At 64.0% G+C, this 5,723-nt stretch carries 3 protein-coding genes and 2 pseudogenes; 1 reads left to right on the top strand and 4 read right to left on the bottom strand.

Annotation, left to right across the window (positions count from 1 at the left end; all coding sequences use genetic code 11):
- Positions 1 to 326 precede the first annotated feature (326 nt).
- The 4 genes and pseudogenes from FV234_RS24990 to FV234_RS24975 all read right to left on the bottom strand — a co-directional run.
- Positions 327 to 1,339, bottom strand: a pseudogene (locus FV234_RS24990) (IS1380 family transposase); the annotation flags it as partial.
- 28 nt (positions 1,340 to 1,367) lie between these two features.
- On the bottom strand, positions 1,368 to 2,648 hold the full coding sequence (locus FV234_RS24985) for an IS66 family transposase (RefSeq protein WP_147832337.1): 1,281 nt from the start codon (positions 2,646 to 2,648) through the stop codon (positions 1,368 to 1,370).
- Positions 2,649 to 2,699: 51 nt separating this feature from the next.
- Positions 2,700 to 2,915, bottom strand: a pseudogene (locus tag FV234_RS24980) (transposase); the annotation flags it as partial.
- A 402-nt stretch (positions 2,916 to 3,317) separates the two neighbouring features.
- Entirely contained in the window at positions 3,318 to 4,394 is a 1,077-nt protein-coding gene (locus FV234_RS24975; RefSeq protein WP_147832336.1) for a hypothetical protein, read from the bottom strand.
- 388 nt (positions 4,395 to 4,782) lie between these two features.
- Between FV234_RS24975 and FV234_RS24970 the strand changes: the two genes are divergently transcribed.
- Positions 4,783 to 5,723 (top strand): transposase (locus FV234_RS24970; protein WP_246686304.1); only part of this gene is annotated, 941 nt, incomplete at its 3' end.

The raw sequence follows: 5,723 nt of genomic DNA, 5'->3' as shown, positions 1-5,723 counted from the left end.
AGACGCGGCCCGTAACCCGGGCTCCCATCGAAGAGGCAGAATCCAGCCTCTCGGACGTCGGCCAATCCGTGGCAAACACCGATAACGATCCAAACCGAGCGTAACACCAGACTTCTGCAGCAGCCTGCTAGAGCATTTTCGGTGATCTCTGGATCACCGAAAATGCTCTATCTTGTTGTGCGGTCGCATTTTCTTCACGCAAGCCGGCATCCACCTCGCTTAACATGCTCTAGGGCGCGTGGACTCTTGGGGTTTTCGGGCCGTGTGAGGCGTGATTCAAGGCTGTCTTTTGGAGGACGGCCTTGAGCGTTCAGGATCGCTTGGTTCAGCCGGAGGCGGATCGTGGCGAACTCGGCCCTGGCGAGGCGATGGCTGGCCGGGATGGCGTCTCGCACGGTGAGCATCAGCTAATAGGCTGCGGTGTGGAGTACGAGCCGCATCTGGTTGGCGGCCGGATGCCGGCAGGAGGTGCGGTCGGAAGCGAGCTGGCCCTTGTGCAGCTTGATCAGGTTCTCGGCCTGGCCGCGGGCGCAGTAGAGTTCGGCGTAGAGCCATGCCGGCGTACCGGTCGCGATGTTCGTGACCACGTAGCGGATGTCGAGGCCGAGGCGGGTGGCCTCGATGCGGGCGGCGACACGGCGTTGCTGCCGCCAGGACTTGGCCGCGTGGGTGGTCTCGGCGAAGCCGCGAACCGCATCCTTATCGCCGATCGCCCGCACCACCCGGATGTGGTCGGCGGTCGGCTCGACCTTCGCCGCGAGCGCCTTCGTGCCGGTCAAGCCGAAGACGTAGCTGACGCCGTTGTCCTCGCACCAATCCATGGGCTCGGGCCGCCCGTAATAGCCGTCGCCGCGGATGGTGATCGCGGTCGTCGGCCAGTGGCGGCGGATCGCCCGGACGAGCCGGCGCAGATGGCCTCGGACCTCGCGGCCGGACGGCGTCTTGCCCGGCCGCAGGATCATCGCCACCGGGCGCGCGGTGGCGGTATCGTAGACGTGGATCGGCAAAAAGCAGCGCGTGTCATGGTGGGCGTTGAACAGCGAGAGTTGCTGGTGACCGCGCACGACATCGCAGGTGTCGTCGATGTCCAGGGTGACGGCGGCGGGCGGCGTGGCGTAGCTCGCGCAGTACAAATCGACCAGCACCCGCCCGAGCCGGATCAGATCGCGCAGGCCGGGAGTGTTCTCCAGCCGCGAGACGGTGGGCTGGCTCATCAGTCCGCGCCGCTCTCGGGCAGGCGTCCGCAGGCGAGCTTGAAGGCGGGGTCGGCGCGCAGATGGTCGAGGTCGTCGGCATCCTCATACCCGCAGGCAATCGCCAGGATGCGGGCCAGCAGAAGTAATTACCCACCCCTGTGATTGTTGGGCTCAGGCGCCGACGGTCTTGAGGATGGTGCCGAAGGGTCTGCTGCCTGTGAGGCGCGCGGTATCGACGACGGTTCGGATGTCGGCTTCGCCCGCAGCGGCCCACATCGCGCGATAGCCGTTGGTCATCTTCCGCTGGACGACGGCCGGGCGCAGCAGGCGCTCGGAGCCGTTGTTGGTGGGTTGGACGTGGCCGGGATGGGCGAGGAAGACCAGGAGCTGATCGCGCGCCCGGCCGATCTTGGCTTGAAGATCGCGGGTCAGGTCGCAGCCGCTCGGCGTAGCGAGGATGGCGCCAAGCTGCCGATCCAGACTTCGGCGTTTGGTGGCCAGCGTCGAGGTCGCGAAGTCGGTGACGTGCTCGGCCAGGGCGAACACGGATCGCAGCCAGAGCTGCAGGCGCCAGTGGACCGGATCATCGCTGGCCTCGACGGCGTAGGCGACGTCGCGGGCGAGATGGGCAAGGCAGGTCTGGTGCGCGGCCGCATGGCCCTGCTGGGCGGTGTAGCGGTCCGAGATCCACACCGCCGGCCGATGCCCGTCCATCATCTCCCGCACCACGACGGCACCGCGCGTTGGGGAAGCCGTGTGCACCACAGCGTCGGCCGAGTGGAAAACCCAGTAGTAGGCGTTGCTGCCTTCGATGCGTACGCCGGTCTCGTCCGAGGCGACCACCGCGGCCCGGCGCAGGGCCGAGACGGCCTCCTCGCGGCCGGGACGGAAGCGGCCCTGCGCACGGCGGAGCAGGTTCATCAGCCCGCCCTGGCTCAGCGACAGTTCAAACAGATCGGACAACGCCGCTTGGAGCCGCTCGTAGGAGAGGGCCTGGAAGGTCTTCAGATACGTCGCCACCGCATGCAGCCGTGGCCCGAATGGCGTGCCGCGCGCCGCCTCCGGCACTGGTGCGACCACCCGCGTCCCGCAGGATGGACAATGTACGGCAAGGCGCTGGTGCTGGGTGACGACCGGCGCCACCTCCGGCAACTCGATCCGTTCAGAGAGGCTGACGACCTCGGCCGGCAGCGCCGCGTGCAGGTCGCCGCCACAGCACGAGCAGCGATCGGGACGATGCTCGACGACCGCATCGGGATCATCGCTCAGCACCCGGCTATGGCCTTCATGGCCGGGCTTGGCCCCGCCGGGCTTGGATTGCTCGCGCCGCTCCTTGTGATCCGTCGCAGGCGGCTTCGACGAGGTGCGCGAGGTCTTCTCCGGGCGCTGCAGCCGCAGCACCAAATCGATCAACTCCTCGCGGCTCAGCCGCTCAAGATCGCTTCGGCCCATCCCACGAAGGAATCAGTGAAATCCAACCCGCGCAAGGGGGTGGGTAATTACCAGCAGAATCTCGGGCAGCGGATGCAGAACCCGGCTCGGATCACGCCGATCCGGGATCACAGCCGCGAGCTTCTCGGCGATACCAAGCCGCCGCGCGGCCTGGGCGAGCAGCAGGACGCCGCCGTCCGAGGTCAGGCGTCCGCCGTCGAAGGCGGCTGTGAGCTTCTTGCTCCGCACGGATGGAAACGCGAACGAGAGACACGTAGGATCGGTCATGGCGGGCGTGACGGGCTCGGTGCGATCTGAAGGCTTGGTGTCAGTACCCAATCCCTAAGCCACATCAATGCTTTACGCTACGCTCGCCACCCGAGATCCACCGCCCCGATGAATAAGACGGGCTAAATGGCCAAAGTCGAGCTGAGCGAGCAGGTATAGACGTCGGGAAGGACGAAGTTCCGAGACGCGGTCAGGGCCGTGAACCCGATCTACACGTCAGTCGCAAGCGCGGAATAGTTGGCATACCCACCCCAGTGTGCCCGTGGAGAGTAGTTGCGAGCGTCAGCGGCAGCGCCACCGTGAGGGCCGTCACCGCATCGTGCATGCGGAGGCCGTCTCCCTCATCGACGAAGAAAAGCATTGTATTGCCGGCCATAGAAAAGGATCTCCGAACTCAAGTTTTCAGTGGTACACCCAGGCGGCCCCTGTGCAGAATACGGGTATGCGCGTGCTCCCGCCGCCGGAAACGGAGCTATAATAGATAGGCGAGGACGACGAAGCGTCGGTTACGAAGGCGAACGATCCGGTGTTGTTGTTCGTGCAGTCCGGCAGGGCGGAGACCTTGTAGCCCGTGAGCTGCACGACGCCGTTCACGTTGAGCTTGTCGTTGATCGTCACGTTGTTCGGCGCGATAGAGACCGGATTCTCTCCGCTCGACCCAATAAAGATGTCGAACTTGTTGTCGCCCATGATGATCTGACCGGTTCCGGTCTGCGCATTTGAAAACAGGCGCCACGAGGGCTTTGCCGGGCCGCCATACCATTGCAGGGCATGATTGATGCCGAGGACAATCGCGTCCTTAGTTCCACGACCATTGTCGGCAATGCTCTCCTGCTCGAAGGTGATCCCGTTTAGCGCACGTTGAGCGTTATAGGTGAACTCGAGATAGCTTGAGATCGGGTAATAGGTCAGCCCATTGTTGAATTGGCCAATCGCATTGATACGCAGCCCCGCGATGTCCTTGCCGCCCGGATTGAAATTGCCGAACGGATCCATCTTGATCGGGGTGCCCCATCTGTTTTCGACGGAGCTCTCCTCGCCGAGCGCCAGTGACAGCGCCGCACCCGGCTTAAGGTTGACTTGTGTGTAGCGGCACCAGTTCAGGTGCGCGACTGTCGGATTGTCGTGAACGCTGAGACAGGTATCCGAGAGGACGTTGTCGATCGCGCCCTGGTTATCCGATGTGCGCGCGGCGTGAACGACGGCCGAGAAGCCGCCGTTCGGCGAAATCACGAACTGCTGCACCCGGTTCGGGGAGTAGGCGCCGGGCAGGTTGTCATTGACCCAATTCGAGGTCGGATCGGTGAACGATTTGCCGATGGAGGCGTGGGGCGCGAACGACGTGCCCGCTACGGTCACTGAGCCAAGAATATCGACCGGCCCTATCTTCTGCCGCGGCTGCGCTCGGTCGAGGGCCGAAGCCGTTGCGGGCAGCAGCACACACAGCCACAGCGCGGCAAAACGGGAATGATTTGTCATTGCGCCACTCTATAGGGTCTGATGCATAACCGGGGCAGATTGCTGGGCGGTCAGGCTGTTGTGGAGTTTCTAAAGACGTCCGACGGGGTGGGGCGGTTGCACCGTCTGGGATGCCGAAGCGATCACCAAGGTAGCGCAAGAACGAAACGCCGAGCTTGGCGCAGGTCCTCATCAAGCCGAGCATGACGTCGAGGGCGGATCAATAGGCATCCCGACGCTCGCCGATGCCGTCCTTGACCGGCTGCCCCAAAACGCGCAACAAGTCGGACTTTCCGACCAAACCCTGGGCAAACGCAAGGCGGCCAAGCAAGCCGCTTGACCGTCTGAACTAGGAGCCCGTCCGAGTAATCCTCTCGATGGCGGGACCGGAGGGTGCTTGATCTGGTTAATGGCCAAGGTTTTTCGTTCCTGGGACGTGTATCAGGGTTTGTTGCTACCGCCCTCGCCGCACGAGCTCGTGCTAGCTGGGTACATGACACACTTCGTTCGCGACGCGGTGCGGGAAGCGCTCGACCGGTCGGCCATCCTCGGCACCTACAGCGAAGAGCGCGGCTACCCGCACTACCATCCTGATATGATGGTGGCGCTGCTGCTCTACGGCTACAGCCGGGGTCTATACTCGTTGCGTCAACTCGCCTGGGCCTGCGAGGAGCGGGTTGATGTCATGGCGGTGACTGGGTTAGACCAGCCGGACTTTCGCACCATCATCGACTTCTGCAAGCGCCACTACTTGGTTTTGTCCGACTTGTTCGTGCAGGTGCTGCGCCTGTGCCGCGCGGCCGATCTGGTGCAGTTCGCCCACGTGGCGGGATACGGCACCGAGGTAAAGGCAAACGCCTCCTGCCACAAGGCGATGAGCTACGGACGCATGAAGACGGACGAGCCCGTGCTGGCCGCCGAGATCGATGCTTGGCTGGAGCAAGCGCGCGAGGCAAACGTGGCCGAGCATGAGGCGCCGGGCGCGACTCGGCGTGAGGACGAGACGCTAGACTGGATGGCCGATAAGCAGCGGCGGCTGGAGATGATCCGCGCTGCCAAGGCCGCGTTGGAGGGGGAAGCGGTTAATCCGTCTGCCCTCGAGGACGAGCGCGGGCCGGGTGCGTCCTCAGGTATGCGCTGGCAGGGGCGGCCCTTGCACGGTGAGGACGACGGTCTGCCCGACCAAGCACAGCGCAACTTCACCGACTGGAAAAGTCAAATTCTGCCCACACGCGATAGCTTCGTGCAGGTCTCCAACGGGAACATCGTCCTCAAGGCGGGCTTGTCGCAAACGCGAACGCGTCATCGTTCAGCTAGAAATTACTCAAGACAGAGTCTACAAACTGGCAC

It is taken from the genome of Methylobacterium sp. WL8 (genome assembly GCF_008040045.1).
GTDB classification, from domain to species: Bacteria; Pseudomonadota; Alphaproteobacteria; order Rhizobiales; family Beijerinckiaceae; genus Methylobacterium; species Methylobacterium cerastii.
Note: the sequence above shows the minus strand (reverse complement) of the source record. Positions and strands in the feature narration are given on the sequence as shown.